10 protein-coding genes are annotated in these 17049 nt (G+C 42.8%); 9 read left to right on the forward strand and 1 reads right to left on the reverse strand.

Translation table 11 applies throughout. The features are described 5' to 3' along the window. The first annotated feature begins 446 nt into the window (after positions 1-446). The 7 genes from FN809_RS10320 to FN809_RS18200 all read left to right on the forward strand — a co-directional run bounded on the left by FN809_RS10320 (position 447) and on the right by FN809_RS18200 (position 13502). Entirely contained in the window at positions 447-3422 is a 2976-nt protein-coding gene (locus tag FN809_RS10320) for a SusC/RagA family TonB-linked outer membrane protein (RefSeq protein WP_142533433.1), read from the forward strand. A 20-nt stretch (positions 3423-3442) separates the two neighbouring features. After that, positions 3443-5062: a RagB/SusD family nutrient uptake outer membrane protein gene (locus FN809_RS10325; protein ID WP_185957528.1), complete on the forward strand. Its 1620-nt coding sequence runs from the start codon at positions 3443-3445 to the stop codon at positions 5060-5062. Between the two features lie 19 nt (positions 5063-5081). Further along, entirely contained in the window at positions 5082-6119 is a 1038-nt protein-coding gene (locus FN809_RS10330; protein ID WP_185957529.1) for a SusE domain-containing protein, read from the forward strand. 67 nt (positions 6120-6186) lie between these two features. Beyond that, positions 6187-8046, forward strand: a complete 1860-nt coding sequence (locus tag FN809_RS10335; protein WP_142533436.1) for a cadherin repeat domain-containing protein — start codon at positions 6187-6189, stop codon at positions 8044-8046. Between the two features lie 104 nt (positions 8047-8150). Next, positions 8151-10004 carry a glycoside hydrolase family 13 protein gene (locus tag FN809_RS10340; protein WP_142533437.1) on the forward strand — a complete coding sequence of 618 codons (1854 nt, stop codon included), beginning with the start codon at positions 8151-8153 and terminating at the stop codon, positions 10002-10004. Positions 10005-10251: 247 nt separating this feature from the next. After that, positions 10252-13047: a DUF4961 domain-containing protein gene (locus tag FN809_RS10345; protein WP_246095574.1), complete on the forward strand. Its 2796-nt coding sequence runs from the start codon at positions 10252-10254 to the stop codon at positions 13045-13047. Positions 13048-13370: 323 nt separating this feature from the next. After that, positions 13371-13502 carry a type II toxin-antitoxin system YoeB family toxin gene (locus tag FN809_RS18200; protein WP_262709423.1) on the forward strand — a complete coding sequence of 44 codons (132 nt, stop codon included), beginning with the start codon at positions 13371-13373 and terminating at the stop codon, positions 13500-13502. Between the two features lie 373 nt (positions 13503-13875). On the opposite strand, the gene FN809_RS10355 is transcribed toward FN809_RS18200, so the two are convergent. Next, positions 13876-15318 (reverse strand): sugar transferase, encoded by a 1443-nt coding sequence (locus FN809_RS10355; RefSeq protein WP_185957530.1) that lies wholly within the window; start codon positions 15316-15318, stop codon positions 13876-13878. 159 nt (positions 15319-15477) lie between these two features. On the opposite strand from FN809_RS10355, the gene FN809_RS10360 reads away from it, so the two are divergent. Both FN809_RS10360 and FN809_RS10365 read left to right on the forward strand, forming a co-directional pair. Continuing rightward, positions 15478-16119 carry a protein-L-isoaspartate(D-aspartate) O-methyltransferase gene (locus tag FN809_RS10360; protein ID WP_142533439.1) on the forward strand — a complete coding sequence of 214 codons (642 nt, stop codon included), beginning with the start codon at positions 15478-15480 and terminating at the stop codon, positions 16117-16119. Positions 16120-16267: 148 nt separating this feature from the next. Next, positions 16268-16981, forward strand: coding sequence for a hypothetical protein (locus tag FN809_RS10365; protein WP_142533440.1), 714 nt, complete (start codon positions 16268-16270; stop codon positions 16979-16981). Positions 16982-17049 lie beyond the last annotated feature (68 nt).

Raw genomic sequence — 17049 nt, forward strand, 5'->3', positions numbered from 1 at the left:
ATATTGATAAGGCCTTCAACAATCCCCACTATCCGGCGAGAATAAAGCCCGTATTGCTTAACAGCTCTTTAACATTTCGACTGCTAATTTCACTAATTACACCAATTTTTAAAACTGCAATAGTAAAAATTCAGGTAATTCATGTGCTTAGCGGCCAAACAAAAACATGTTGTGCAACATGCTTATTTTTCGCAAACGGTTTCGCAAACGGTTTCGCAAACGTTTGCGTTAAAAAATGTAACAAAAGCAACTCGCGATGTTAATAAATGTTTAATATCGACAGATATTTGTACTATGTTTGTATTGTCCAAAAAGTAAATAAAATGTTTAAAAACAGGAGCTTACTCTTGTTGATTAAGTTATTAAGTAACTGAACGCAGTTACTTCCATTGTTTTAAAATCTTAATAAAATAATCATGTTTTTTTAATGTTAAATCTTTAGTTTTATGATTAAATCATTTCGTTTCAGCAAAGTCGTGCTGGCACTGGCAGGTTTGTTTATGATAACAACGGTTGCCATGGCTCAGCAAATGACTGTTTCCGGTACGGTGATCGATGCCGATTTTGGCGACCCGCTACCGGGCGTTACCGTTGCCATAAAAGGAACCACATCCGGAACTATAACTACACCGGATGGCAGGTACACTTTAACCGCCAACAAAGGTGATGTACTTATCTATTCATTTATTGGTTTTACAACACAAGAGGTTATTGTTGGAGACCAGCAAACCATTAATATTCAATTACAACCTGACATTATAGGTATGGAAGAGGTAGTTGTTATTGGTTATGGAGTTCAAAAGAAGGAAGATAAAACCGGATCGGTGGTCAGCGTATCCTCAAAGGACTTTAACAAAGGTAATATTACCTCGGCACAGGATCTTTTAGTGGGTAAATCATCAGGTGTTGTAATAACTTCATCAGGCGGTGCTCCCGGAAGTGGTTCAACTATCCGTGTTCGTGGTGGATCATCATTGAATGCTTCCAACGATCCTCTTATTATTGTTGACGGTATGCCTATCGAGAGTGTGGCCAATAACGTGAGCGGTAGTGCCAATGCCCTTTCATTTATCAACCCCAACGACATTGAGACTTTTACCGTACTCAAAGATGCCTCCGCAACCGCTATCTATGGATCAAGGGCTTCTAACGGAGTTATCCTCATCACCACAAAAAAAGGTGCAAAAGGTAGCGACCTAAAAATATCCTACAGTGGTAATGTTTCTATATCGTCGCCTACAGATTATATTGATGTTTATTCGGGTGATCAAATGCGCAAAATAGCGCTGGATCATGAAGGACTGTTTGGTGCGGTAAACTATAACACCTTAGGAACCGCCAATACCGACTGGCAAAAAGAAATTTTCCGCAACGCTATCTCACACGACCATAACGTAGCTCTTTCGGGCGCGTATAAAATGTTACCTTACCGTGTTTCATTGGGATACACCGATCAGGAAGGTATATTGGAAAACACGGATATGCAAAGGTTTACCGGATCGGTTAACCTGAATCCAACCCTACTGAACGAAAGTTTAAAAGTAAATGTTAATGCCAAACTAATGAGCACCAAACATAACTTTGGTGACGACGGTGCAATCGGGTCGGCCATATCAATGGATCCAACTCAGCCTGTTTACGATCCAGGTGCCGATGATTTTGGTGGGTATTACCAATGGCAAAACTATGGTGCCAATCTGGGTACACCAAACCCTGTTGAGCAAGCCTTGGCAGTTGATAACACATCCGATGTAATTAGATTTGTAGGTAGCTTAAAATTGGATTATTCTTTACCCATGCTACCGGAGTTAATGGCTACCTTAAATGTGGCTACTGATTATACCGAAAGCGACGGGATTAACAACCGACCGATAACTTCGCCCTCCACCCTGGTCCCCGGGGACTATGGTAAGTTGAGCGACTACGGCGACACCAATAAAAATAACCTGCTCGATTTTTATCTGAATTATAACAAGGAATTTAACGATAATCATAGGATGGATGCTACGGCAGGTTACTCGTGGCAACACTTTGAGCGCGAAGGCAGCAATTATACAAGGTCAATAGAAAGTTTACCCGATCATCCTTTAGAAGTTGATAATGATACGGAATTTAAGACCGAAAATTATTTGGTTTCGTTTTTTGGCCGATTAAACTATGCACTTAAAAACAGGTATCTGCTAACAGGTACTTTCCGTTACGACGGCTCATCCCGTTTTTCTGAGGACAACAGATGGGGTTTCTTTCCGTCGGCTGCTTTTGGATGGAAGATACATGAAGAGGCCTTTTTACGGGATGTTGATGTATTGTCCAATCTTAAGTTGAGACTAGGTTGGGGTATCACAGGCCAGCAGGATGTAACCGACAGCAACTATCCGTATCAAGCTCAATATACAAAGGCAAACGAGGGATACTATTATATTATTAATGGCAATTACATCCCCACCTTGCGTCCTGAAGCTTACGACCCGGATATTAAATGGGAGGAAACCACAACACAGAACATCGGTATTGACTTTGGGTTTTTAAATGGAAGAGTAAACGGTTCCGTTGATTATTACATGCGCGAAACCAAAGATCTGTTGAACCGAGTGGTTATCCCCAGTGGCAGCAACTTCTCCAACACCTTACTTACCAACGTAGGTAGCCTTGAAAATAAAGGTGTCGAAGTTTCACTGGATTTTGTGCCCATCTCCAAAAAAGACATGTCGTTGAATATTGGATTGAACTTTACCCACAACAAAAATGAAATCACCAGGTTGTTGTTAAATGACGACCCAGATTATATCGGTGTTCTTATAGGAAGCGGTATGACAGGTGTTACACAAGTAACCAGAGTGGGAGAACCCGCCAATTCTTTCTTTGTTAACAAACAAATTTATGATATTAACGGAAATCCAATAGAGGGACTGTACGAGGACATTGCCGGAAAAGGTGGTAAAATAGGTGGCGACAATGCCAATAAATATGTATATCACAATCCAAACCCGGATTATATATTAGGTTTCTCGGCCCGTTTTAATTACAAGCAATTCGATATGTCCACCTCATTACGTGCCAATATCGACAATTATGTATTAAATCAGGTAGCTTCGGGATCATCGTACGACCAGATGCAACAAATTGGATACTGGAAAAACATGCCTACCCACCTAAGTGGCACTAACTTTGTGAAACGTCAGTTTACATCGGATCACTTTGTTGAGAATGCATCTTTCCTGAAGATGGATAACATTAGCGCAGGCTATCTTTTTGATAAGGTAGGTGGGCAAGATGTTAGTGCAAGGGTAAGCTTTACCGTACAAAACGTATTTACCGTAACCGAATACTCAGGGCTCGATCCGGAGGTAGATGGGGGGGTCGATAACAATTTCTACCCAAGACCCCGAACCTTTACTTTAGGTGTTAATTTAACATTTTAATCATTTAACAACAGATGACGATGAAAATCAAATTAAATATATTATTCGGAATCGTAATCTCCACACTGATGTTTACATCGTGCGTGAACGATTTAGATGTGAAGCCCATCGACCCCAACAAGGTGTTGGCCGGTAACCTGGGCGACGACCCTGCCAATATGGAACGGGCATTAGGTAAGCTTTATAGCAGTTTTATTATCTCAGGACAAGGCGACGGTCAGGCCGACATTACTTCCTCCGACGATGGTTTCTTTGTTTTGATGAGAGCCTTATGGAACTTACAGGAGATAACCACCGACGAAGTGATGAATGCGTGGGGCGATGTGGGTATTGCCGATTTGAACACCCAGACATGGAGTGCGCAGAACCCATTTTTAACTGCTGCATATCAGCGTTTGAGCTTGAGTGTGACCTACTGTAACGATTTTTTAAACAATACCGCAGGAACAAGTGACCCTGACTTTATCAGATACCGTGCTGAGGCCCGTTTTTTGAGGGCATTATCGTACTACTGGTTAATGGATTTGTTTGGAAATCCTCCCTTTACCACCGAAGCAGACGGAGTGGGTAAATATTTTCCCCAGCAAATACAACGAGCGCAATTGTTTAGGTTTATTGTAGATGAGCTTAAAGATATTGAGAGCGACCTTGGCGAGCCAGGATATTCTTATCCGCAAGCCGATAAAGGAACGTGCTGGATGCTTTTGGCGCGTACATATCTGAACGCCGAAGTATATATCGGCGAAGCCAAATGGGACAGTGTTAAGATTTATGCCGATAAAGTAATAGAAAGCGGCGCTTATGAGCTGGCTGCGGATTACAGACGTAACTTTAGTGCCGACAACGGCCGTCAGAACGGAAACAAAGAAATGATTTTTGCTTTTGCCGAAGACGGTACGAATACACAGGGTAATGGAGGCACAACATTCCTTATCCAGTCGTCGAGTGATGCAGTCTATATCCCTGCCGAAAAATACCATGGTTTAACATCCAATACCAACTGGAACGGCAACAGAGCCCGTAAGCAACTGATGAATATATTAGTAGACACACTGGCTACCTATGGCAATGTGAACGTACCTGCCGATGATACCATTTTTGCCCAAGCTCCTGACAAGAGGGTTTTACTACGCCAAAAAAGGATGATAGATATTCCCATGGTTAACTCTAACGGTGACTTTGGTGTTGGCGTATACAAGTTTACGGCAAGGAACCATGATGGCTCACAGGCCGAAAATTACAATACCACATTTGCGAGTACTGACCTTCCGGTGTTCCGTTTGGCCGATGCGTATTTGATGCGTGCCGAAGCGCTGTACAACTTAGGAGAAGCCGGAGAGGCCGTAAAAGATGTTAATATAGTAAGACACAGAGCTTACGGCGACAATAGCGGCAATATAACTGAAGCACAGTTGAACAACGATTTTTTAAGTGACGAACGTGCCCGCGAGTTCTATTACGAGGGGCAACGACGTACCGATTTAGTTCGCTTTGGTAAGTTTACCGGAGGCTCGTATCTGTGGAGCTGGAAAGGTGGAACTTTTAACGGTGCTGCCACAGAAAACTATAGAAACATATTCCCGATACCTGGCGATGAAATATCGGCCAATCCTAATATTACGCAAAATGATGGTTACTAATCATTTAAAACTATTAAAAATGAAAAATTATTTAAAAATATTAATTGCATTTGTTGGGGCGCTGGGCTTATTTGCGAGTTGCGAAAAAGATGGAGAGCAGCTGGTAATGCGTGAAAATGTAATTGCCCCCTCAATAACAGCCATGCCCGACCTGGCATTAGCCAGAGACAACGGTGCCAACGAACTGGTATTCAAGTGTAGCCCTATTGATGCAGGGTTCACTGCTTCGGCCAACTACTTTTTAGAGGCAGCTGCCGCAGGTACTGGCTTTGAAGATGCAGTGCTTCTTTATAATGGCATTAGTTGTGATGAGATTACCATAACAGTAAACCAACTCAACTCCATGCTCTTAGATATTTTACCTGAGGACGCTACTTCATCCGCCGAATTCCGAATCAGAGGAGTGCTGGAAACAGATGCCGGTGCCGGTGTGGAGAATTTTGAATACATATCCGACACCAAAACCGCTGATGCTACCGTTTTTGGTCTACTCCGTTTAGATGTGATGATCACAGGAGCCACTGGTATCCAGAAAGTTGTTTCGCCAGCAAGCGATGGCAGTTACAATGGTTTTGTTAAGTTTGGGGCAGGTGATTCTTTCACCCTTACAAACCCAGAAACTGGCCATGTGTACGGTGGTAGCGCAGGTTCATTAACACAGGACGGCCCGGCTATAGCTGTTGCAGAAGCCGGCTGGTACGACCTCTCCGCCGATATTATCAACGGTACATTTGCTATAGACCCTTATTTCATAGGTCTCGTGGGTAGTGCCACGCCAAACGGATGGGATGCGCCAGATTCAAAAATGGATTATGACCCAGCCACTAAAACATGGCAAATTACAATTGATTTGGCTCCAGGATTCGTTAAATTCAGAAGAAACGACGGCTGGGGATGGAACATGGGTCTTGTAGAAGGTGAAGAAGGTGCCATGGAAGGCGACCTACAGCAAGGTGGTGCTGGTAATGATATTCCAATTGACGAAGCCGGTAACTACACGGTTATTTTTAACATCATAAGCGACAGTGCAGGCACCTATAAATTCATTAAAAACTAACACGGATTGATGATACATTACGGTATCCTGCACTTTAAAGTGCAGGATACCCTTAAATAAAAACATTATGAAGAATATATTTTCAAAAATAACAGGTGTATTTCTTGTGGCTCTTGTACTAGGTATAGTGGGCTGCGAAAAAGACGACCTCCCGAAATTGGATGCCGAGATGGTGACCTGGAAAAAGGATGGCATCACCTCCACATCAGCCATAGTAAGTGGTTTTGTAGTAGCCGAGGGAGATGGTTACACTGAGTATGGTGTGGTATGGGGGCTTTCGGAGAACCCAACAACTGCTGACTCAAAAAAAGCTGCAGATAAAATTGAAAAGGCCGTGTATTGGGTAACTATCGATGGCCTGGAGTATTTAACAACCTACCATTATCGTGCCTATGTAATTGATAATGCAGGCAATACCACCTATGGCAAAGATGCCACCTTTACTACCCTGGCCAATGTGCCCTTGCTAACGGTGAGCGATGCAACCGGCATTACCAATATTTTTGCCCAAGTAGCGGCCAACGTAACAAACGATGGTAAAGATGAGGTTATAACCAGAGGTGTTTGCTGGAACACGACAAGCGGACCTACAGTAGAAAACGACACCACAAATAATGGTGAAGGAATTGGCGAGTTTACCGCTAATTTAAAAAACCTGTTGCCAGCAACGATGTATTACGCGCGTGCCTATGCCATCAATAAAATTGGTATTGGTTATAGTAACGAGATTACCTTTACTACCGCCAACGGCGTACCCGTGCTTTCTACCGACAGCGTGGGTTCAATCACCAAAACATCCGCCAGAGCCTACGGTAAAGTTGTTGTAAACGGTGGTACAGATCTCTTGGAGCGCGGTTTTGTTATGGCTACTACGGATAACCCTACGGTGGACGACACTAAAATGGTTGATCCATTAAACACGGTAGATACCATGAGCGTTGACATTACCGGTTTATCTACAGGTAAAAAATACTACGTGAGAACATTTGCCACTAATGCTGACGGAACAGCCTACGGTGAAACAGTAGAATTTACAACCGAATCGGACATTACCACATGGTATGTGCCTGGAGGTTATGTAGCTGCCAGTTACCCAGGTACAGAATGGCAAAATTGGAGTCCTGCAAATTCTCCATTTATCATGAATACCGATGCAAACCCAACTAATCTGGAAGGCTACGTGTACATGGCTGGTGCCAATAACGATTGGAAATTTACAGCCAATCCAGATTGGGTTGACGGATTTAACTATGGGGATAGCGGAACGCCCGGGGTATTGAGTAACGACCCAGGAGCCGGAAACTTTAATGTGCCTGCTGGCTATTACAAAATAAATGTAGATATGTCGGCAACACCAATGACTTATACCGCAGTGGCTACCCAATGGGGTGTTATTGGCGATGCGACACCATTAGAGTGGAGCGACGAAACACCTTTGACCTACGATCCGGCTTCGCAAACTTGGCGTGGCACAGTTCACTTTACTGCCAAGGAGTTTAAGTTTAGGGCCAACCATAGCTGGGATTATAACTACGGTAAAAAACCGGAAGAGACCTATTTGAGTGCAGGTGGCGATAATATAAAAGTGGATGTTGAGGCCGATTACGATATAACGCTCGACCTAAGCAATCCCAATGCCTACACTTATACGGCCAACAGATGGGGCGTTATTGGAGATGCTACTCCAGGTAAATGGGGCGAGGATACCAATATGACTTGGGACGATACGAAAAAGGTATTTACCGTTACTCTCGACCTTACTGTAGGCCAATTTAAATTTAGAGCCAACGATGCTTGGGATGTTGACTTTGGCGGCGACCTGGGAGCTCTTGAGCAAGGTGGCAGTAACATTGACATTAGCGATGCGGGTAACTATACCATTACGCTTGATACGATGGGCAAAGCAGGAACCCTTACTAAAAACTAACGTTTTTTTTGAACAGACAATAAAAGGCCGTCACCCAAATGGCGGCCTTTTTTTTGAAGATACAAACTCACCCTCAACCATAAAAAAACATAAACACTTTTGTGATGCGCCATATTTTTACTTCTATCCTACTATTGCTTGCCCTAAGCGCTTGCCAGCAGCCTGCGCAAAACCAAGCAGTAAACAACACTTCAAACACCCCCCCCGCCTGGGCACAGTCTGCTATCTGGTACCAGATATTTGTGGAGCGTTTTAACAACGGCGACCCATCCAACGATCCTACCCCCGAAACCATGTATGCGGCCTCTAACTTTATTCCTACACCCGATAACTGGACCATAACACCCTGGACACAGGATTGGTACGAACAAGAGGAATGGGCACAGCGTAATGTGCAGAATTTTTACAGCAACCTGCAGCTACGCCGCTACGGTGGCGATTTACAAGGTGTATTGGATAAACTCGATTATCTGCAAGACCTGGGTATCACAGCCATTTACTTTAATCCATTAAACGATGCGCCATCGCTGCATAAATACGATGCCCGTAACTATCATCATATCGATGTTAATTTTGGACCCGACCCGCAGGGCGACATGACTATCATAGCCTCAGAAACACCCGACGATCCTTCAACCTGGCAATGGACTTCGGCCGATAAGATGTTTTTGCAGGTAATAGAAGAGGCGCACAAACGAGATATCAAGGTAATATTGGATTACTCCTGGAACCATACCGGCGTAGAGTTTTGGGTCTGGAAAGATATCGTGAAGAATCAGGAGAAATCTGAATTCAAAGATTGGTACATCATCAACTCCTTTGATGACCCCGCGACCCCCCAAAACGAATTTAACTATGAGGGCTGGCTGGATATCCAAAGTCTGCCGGCACTTACAAAAATAGATGCCCCCGCAGAGCACAAGCCTGGACACCCTTTCGAAGGCAATCTGCATCCACAGGTAAAGGAGCATGTGTTTGCCGTCACCAAACGATGGCTGGCGCCCGATGGCGATGTATCGAAAGGTTTGGACGGTTACCGTTTGGATGTGGCCGACCATATACCCATGGGCTTTTGGCGCGAGTACCATCACTTTGTCAAGTCGATAAATCCCGAAGCGTATTTGGTGGGCGAGATATGGTGGGAAGAATGGCCCGACAAACTCATGAACCCGGTGCCCTATGTGAGCGGCGATGTGTTTGATGCCGTGATGTTCTATCAGGTTTACCGCCCGGCACGTTACTTTTTTGCCCTTACTGATTTTGAGATTGATGCCGCCCAGCTGGTGGACAGCCTGAATTTTCAGTGGGACAGGATTGGCGATGCCACGGCCCGTGGGATGATGAATACCGCAGCCACCCACGACACCCCCCGTTTGCTGACTTCATTTGCCAACAAAGGCAAATATAAATATCAGGCCAAGCCCAGTGACAACCCCGATTACATTACCGGCAAACCCGATGAGGAAACTTACCAGAGGGTAAAGTTATATTTGTTGCATCAGTTTACCTCTGTAGGTGCTCCACATATTTGGAATGGCGACGAAATGGGTATGTGGGGGGCTGACGATCCAGATTGTCGCAAACCACTTTGGTGGCCCGAATATAACTTTGAACCGGAAAATATTCATAGTATCTTTAAGGTAGAGAAACAATATGTGCCGGTAGGCTTTAATACTGAATTGCATCAGTATTATAAACAGATGACCAGGTTACGAAACAACAATCCGGTGCTGTCCAGTGGTACACTGGAGTTTGTAAAAGCCCAAGGGAAATTACTGGCCTACACCCGTACCTCACAAGAGGCGCAATTACTTGTGGTTTTTAATGCCGGCAACGAAATGTTAAAATATCATCTGCCAAAAGGCAAACAGTACAAGGATTTGCTTACGGGCAAAGTGATCGAAGATGAAATGGTAGTGCTGAAGTCCATTTCAGGACTTGTTTTAAAAGAAATGTAATCCGTTTAAAAAGGTAACCACAAAGAGCACGATGAATGCTAAAGGTCACTAAAAAAACATGGTGTACATTGTGCTTTCTTTGTGTACATAGCGGTTAAAAAAACAACCACAAGGGGCGCGATGAATGCACAAGGAACACTAAGAGCGCTTTATCTTCTCTCCCCCATTTTCGGGGAGATGGAGGGGCTTTGGTGGTTAATCTCAAGTAACAAAGAACGAACTGTACACGACATTAATATTAAATACGATGAGAAATTTAGATAAAAAAATGGGTTTGATGGTCACTTTGATGTGGCTGGGATTATACGCCGGTGCTCAGGTAATTACCACAACACCTGAAACGCCGGTGGACAATCAGGCCCTAACCATAACTTTTGATGCCTCTCAAGGGAGCAAGGGGCTTATTGGGCATACAGGCGATGTATATGCCCACACGGGTGTGATAACTTCGGAGAGCACGAGCGATGGCGACTGGAAGTACGTGAAAGCCGGATGGAACGAAAATATTCCGGAATGTAAATTGACCTCGCTCGGCAATAACAAGTTCAGCTTGATAATCGGTCCTTCCATACGCGAATTCTATGGCGTGCCGGCAGGCGAAAAAATCAACAAACTGGCCTTTGTATTCCGGAATGCCGACGGAAGTAAGGAGGGCAAAACTGCCGATAATAAAGATATTTTTGTTGTTGTTACCACCACAGATGTTACCGTGAGCATAATTGCGCCCCTTGCGTCCGGGGTCTTTAAAACAGGCAGTCCTGTGCCTTTTGATGTTTCGGCCACCAATGCTGGCTCCATAAAGGTATTTGTTGACGAGGTTGAGGTAAGCGTCGGAAGCGGAAATGCGCTGCAAGGCACTTTTACCGCCGGAAGCGTGGGCAAACATACCTTTAAGGCCGAAGCTACAGATGGAGTTACCACGGTGAGCCAGACCGTCGATTTTTTTGTGCGAAGCGCTGTAGCTAATGAAACCATGCCCACCGGATTAAAACGAGGCGTAAATGTTATTGGCAACAATTCAGTGACCATGGTGCTTTTTGCACCGTATAAAACCTTTGTGCATGTAATAGGTGAGTTTAACAATTGGTTGCCCAACGATAATTATATGATGAAAAAAGATGGTGATTATTTTTGGCTTACAATAAATGACTTGAATCCGGATACAGAGTATGCCTTCCAGTTTTTTATAGACGGACAGATAAGGATAGCCGATCCCTACACCAACAAAACATTGGATGCCGAGGATCATTATATTCCCGCAACTGTATATCCCAATCTAAAAGAATATCCCACCGGACAAACCATGCACGCGGCATCGGTATTTAAAATTAACGAAGCTGCATATACTTGGAACGTAGAAAATTTCACTAATCCCGATATTTCTAAATTGGTTATTTATGAGCTGCACGTACGCGATTTTACGGCCAACGGCGATATTAAAACGGTAACCGATTCTATGGCTTATTTTAAACGATTGGGCGTTAACGCCATCGAACTGATGCCTTTCAACGAGTTTGAAGGCAACGATAGTTGGGGATATAACCCCTCGTTTTATTTTGCGCCCGACAAGGCCTACGGAACGGCCAACGATTATAAAGAGTTTATTGATGTATGCCACCAAAACGGAATATCCGTGCTCATGGACATGGTGCTAAACCATTCCTTTGGCCAGTCGCCCTTTGCACGCATGTATCTCGACGGAGGTAAGCCCGCGGCCAACAACCCCTGGTACAACCGCGAGCACAATATGCTGGAACCAGCCGCGCAATGGGGTTACGATTTTAATCACGAGAGCCCCCATACAGAAGCACTGGTGGATAGTATCTGTTCGTTCTGGCTACAAGAATATAAGATCGACGGTTTCCGCTTCGACTTTACCAAAGGGTTTAGCAATAAGCCTTATCCCGAAGGTGATTGGGCCAGTGCGTACGATCAGGGCCGAATAAACATATTAACCCGAATGGCCAATGAGATATGGAAAGTGAAAGCCGATGCCATCGTGTCGTTTGAGCACCTGAGCGATAATGATGAAGAGAAAGTGCTGGCTAATCATGGCATTTTACTGTGGGGCAATCATAACCATAACTTTAGCGAGGCTACCATGGGTTATAACACAAGTGGAAAATCTGATTTTTCCTGGGCATCCTATAAAAAAAGAAACTGGAACAATGCACACATAATCAATTACATGGAGAGCCACGATGAGGAGCGCATCATGTACAAGAATATTGAGTATGGCAATAGCAGCGGCACTTATAATGTAAAAGATGTAAAAACTGGTTTAAAACGTAGCGAAGCCGCCGCGGTATTTTTAATGAGCATACCGGGCCCCAACATGATTTGGCAGTTTGGCGAGCTGGGTTACGACTACAGCATAAACTATTGCATGGAATCGAACGAGAATAATTGTCGCACGGGCCGCAAGCCTATCAAGTGGGATTACACGGAGAACGAGAACCGTATGCACTTGTTTGATACCTACAGTACCATAATAAATTTAAAAAAGGAAGAGCCTGTATTTTCCACCACCGATTACAGTATGGAGGTAGCAGCAGCCACAAAACTTATAGCCTTAAATCATGCCGGTTCCGACATTAGGCTGGTAGGTAATTTTGATGTGGTTCAGAAAACCTTGCTCCCCAAGTTTAGCTCCACCGGTTACTGGTACAATCATTTTGATGGCGACAGTATCCTGGTTAACGACCTTAATATGTCTTACACCTTGCAGGCGGGTGAATTTGCATTGTTTTCGCAAAAAAAACTAAATGGATTTGCCCCATACGTGAGCGTGGGCGATCCTGCTTATTTTAACAATGCCCACATAGCACCAAACCCTGTTAAAGAAACCCTGCACGTTTTTTCGGGTGATAATCCTTTGAAACAAATAAAAATAAGCAGCATTACAGGAGTTGTTTTAATGGATAAAAAGATAGTTACCAATGATGCCAGCCTGCAAGTAGGCGATTATCCGTCGGGTATGTATTTGGTTCATCTGATAGGTGCCAATAATGGGTATAAAGTTTTTAAAATGATAAAGAAATAAAACAGAGCCCCCTCCGTCCCCTTCTGCTCCGTTAACATGGAAGAGATTGAAAAGCGCTCTTTGAGCGCTTTGGGTATGACGGTTATATGAAACGTTTATTATTTACAGCGGAGTAGCATTCCGCTGTTTGTAATACCTTTCCGCCCAAAAATAAGTGCACGCAAAAACAGCTTTCTCTCCCGCTCGTAGGCATTTGACTAACGATCCCGATCTCTGACCTGATGCCAACAATCTATATGCACCAGTGCTGCGGTTCCATGTCGTATTATAGATTATTTGTATTGGCAAAAAGCGGATCAAAAGATAGTCAAAAAGGTAAATGAATTAAAAAATACAGTTCGTGCAATCCATTTTCTGCGTTTAGAAAACCCGAGCCTTTAAAATACAAGTACAAAGGATACTTGCCGTGGAGAATTGACAATGAACACAGATTAATTTACAGAGTTAAAAAATGATAAATTGTAGATTGCAAAATGCAGATTTCATTATGACTAATTGAGATGTACCGCTATTAACAAGCTGACCTATTCCATTACCAGCTTATCATTTATAATAAAATCAATTCTTCATTTAGATACTCAATTAAGTTAATTATATTCCGTTTCCCGACAACCGAGCATACAGCCGCACCGATATGGCGCATCAGGCGGGATGCTTGCCGATAAAAATATTTTTTACCGCCAAACGGCTATAATAAGTTCCTCGAACAATACAGCTAAACCTAACCTATCCCGCTGTATCCGGATAAATTTAATTGATGTTTGCTCAAACTGTTCAATTAGACGTAAGAACCAAAGCGCCCTTCGTCCCCATTAATTTCAGCCAACACTACTTCCCTTCACCTTTAAACAAGATTTTTAAGGTAAATAGCAGAATCTTAAAATCCACTACCAGGGTTCTGTTTTCGAGATACAAAATATCATATTGCAGCCGCTCAATCATCTCCTCCACATTTTCAGCATATCCATATTTAACCATACCCCATGAGGTTATGCCGGGCCTAACGGTAAACAAATAGGCATAGTGAGGGGCTATTGGCAATATCCGATCAATAAAATGTTTCCGTTCCGGTCGTGGTCCAACTAAGGACATATCTCCCAATATAATATTTATAAACTGTGGCAGCTCATCTAATCGCCACTTGCGCATAAACCTACCCAAGGGGGTAATTCGGGGATCGTTGACAGAGGAAAGCTCGGGGCCATTTTTCTCGGCATCTACATCCATCGAACGAAACTTATAAATCATAAACGGTTTTTTATGCCGTCCGATACGTTCCTGTTTATAAAAAATGGGTCCTTTGGATGAAGCTTTAACTGCTATGGCCAATGCAACAAACAGGGGCGCCAAAATTATCGTACCCAACCATGCCACCACTAAATCAAAGCTGCGCTTAAATAAACGCTGCCATACGGGCAGTTTTTGTGTACTGATAGTAATAAAAGGCAGGGTTTCCAGGTTTTGGGTTTTCAAGGTGCCATCAATCATCGAACTCATATCGGTTAAAAGGCGTATGAGAATTTCATCTTGCCGCAAATGACTAATTACCCTACTAATAGCCTTTTGATTAGCGGGAGATAAACAAACAATGGCCTCATCTACATTTTCTTTATTAACCAATGATTCTATTTGTGTAATGCTTCCCAAGCAAGGCAGATAAGCCGTCATATCATGTCCCTGCTCATCATTATCGTCCGCTAAATAACCCAAATACTCTTGTTGCAGAGCTGGCACTTTGCCATGCCTTTTAATTAGCTGTAGTGCCTGATCATTATTGCCGACAAGCACTTTTTTATAACCGTATCTACCCTTTACAATCAGATGGTGCAAGCGGGCAATTATCAACATTCTAAAGAAAAAAGTTAAGCCAAATACAACCAATAAATATCGTAGCGACAGTTGGAGTGCATTGCTTTTAAGATGTATGGGCGTGTAACTATCTAAAATAAAAAACAACAAAATAGCCATCACAAAACTTGTAGCAAAGGTTGGACCTATAATCTGAAGTCCCGACTTTCGGGCAGAATTGCTATAGTGTCCCGACACATAAAAAGCGATAATCCACAACACGATAAGCGAAGATATGACAATTGGAATGCTGAAAGACTGAAGTTGTTCGGGAAGAAAAGACGACAATTTTTTATCATATGCCGATTGGTATTTATCCAAAAAAATAATATGACTCAATATAAGGGCCACTACATCAGCCCCGAGATGATACCATACTATCTTTTTATCGTCAATTCTTTTAAATGTAGTATCTTTCTTCAATTTGCTTATTATTTAAGGTTCAGCCACTCACTGCCCACTAATATAGGATTAATAATAATGACAGCGAACGGTGCGATAAATATTTTGTGGTAAAAAGAGCGTCTTTAAAGGCAATATTTTATCGGGAAGCATTAATTTTACCAATCATTAAAACTCACAATGGATACATTCAGGCATAAAGGATTAAGAAACAGATTAGTAGACGACATCGCTAAAAAAGGGATTAAGGACGAAGCTGTACTCAATGCAATCGGGGCAGTTCCGCGCCACCTGTTTTTTGAAAGTAGCTTTATCAAGTTTGCTTATCAAGATAAGGCTTTTCCAATTGGAGCAGGTCAAACCATATCGCAGCCTTATACGGTAGCTTTTCAAACAGAGTTGTTACAAATTAAAACAGGCGACAAAGTATTAGAAGTGGGCACCGGATCGGGATATCAGGCAGCCGTATTGTGCGAAATGGGGGCCAAGGTGTTTACCATCGAACGCCAAAAAGAACTGTTTGCAAAAAGTAGCCATCTATTGCCCCGTATGGGATACAAACCACGTTTTTTTTTAGGCGACGGATACAAAGGACTGCCCCAACAGGCTCCTTTCGATAAAATAATTGTTACTGCCGGAGCTCCGCAAATACCGGAAGATTTGCTAACCCAACTATGCATTGGTGGCTTAATGGTGATACCGGTAGGCAGCGGCAATGTTCAAGTAATGACCCGCATCACCCGCGATTCGGAGAGTGAATTCAGTCAGGAGCAGTTTGGTCAATTTGTTTTTGTACCCTTGCTCAAAGGGGTAGTGAAATAGTTTTCAATTTATATTATCCCGGTAAATTCCATAATACGTTTCATCGTTTTGATAAAATAAATTCAGATATAAAAGTAGTTTGTCGTTTTTTTAAAGATTTTTTGTACCTTAATCACAAACTAAATATCCTCATTTAAAAACAAGTATTATGATTGACAACCCAATAATAGAAAGGTACGGTAACTTGCTCAAAGAGGAGCAATTGGTTACCATGGACGAAAAAATATTGCCTAATACTTTTGTGCTAGAAGCCCCCGAACCCTTTCCGGGATATTATGGCTATTACGGCGAGACACCACAGGATTCAAAACCCCTTTATATTTATTTGGTAATAGATCACCTCTATACGCTGGAAGAAGTAACTCGTGCCCGCTTGAATATCAAAAAATATTTCCCATCGTATTTTCATGCTGATGCCGGCACCGTTACAATTTATAACAAAACACACCATGTAATAAGAGTACGACATTTAGATGAGTACGACCAGATAAAAGCCCTACAGACGGCCTTTATGGACGAGGGTATTGTGTTTAAAAGAAAACCATCAAAAAAAATTCATTCAACCGGCATCATTCGTTTAAAAAAGTTTTTTAAACTGCGCCAGGTAGAACCGGGATTGTATTTTGACGAGGTAGAAAAAGATCATGGTTATATTTCAATACCACGCTTTGTAAAATGGGCCGAGTTTGAAGAACTCACCCGAAAAGCAAAAAATAATTGGTCGGGAGGTATGTTCGATTCCGCATTGGGACACTTCCACAACAATTTTGAAATTGAGGATATGATACGAATTTACAACCCACATATAGATATCGACTTGCTACACATGGTACAGAAAACGTACCTCGAACAAATAAAATAAAACAGAATAAAAAAGCTCCTAAAAGGAGCTTTTTTATTATTTGTCTTTTTTTGGATACAAGTCTATTG

The organism is Saccharicrinis carchari, from assembly GCF_900182605.1.
GTDB lineage: Bacteria > Bacteroidota > Bacteroidia > Bacteroidales > Marinilabiliaceae > Saccharicrinis > Saccharicrinis carchari.